Here is a 286-nt window from a genome sequence, read left to right on the forward strand (position 1 = left end):
CAGCGCGGTGCCGTTGGGGTCGCTGTCGTTGCCCAGAAGCGTGGCCGCGGCAAAGGTCAGCGGGCTGTCCTCGGCGGTGGTCAGCGCATCGTCGCCGGCCACCGGCGGCAGGTTCACCGGGGTGATGCTGCCGTCCTCGTTCTGGATCGGGTCGGTGCTGGTCTCGAAATAGTCGACCAGCGCGGTGAAGCCGTTGGCGTTAGAGCTGTTCGAGGCGAAGACCCCGGTCGCCGACACCGTCATGGCATGGGTGAAGCTGCCCGCGGTGACCCAGGTGGTGCCGTCG

The 286-nt window shown here is 68.5% G+C and carries 1 protein-coding gene; it reads right to left on the bottom strand.

All coding sequences use genetic code 11. The annotated features are described in order from the left end of the window. On the bottom strand, positions 1 to 286 hold a 286-nt coding region (locus LHP98_RS19375; RefSeq protein WP_227254174.1), incomplete at both ends, for a cadherin-like domain-containing protein.

It is taken from the genome of Rhodobacter sp. Har01 (assembly GCF_020564565.1).
GTDB lineage: Bacteria > Pseudomonadota > Alphaproteobacteria > Rhodobacterales > Rhodobacteraceae > Pseudogemmobacter.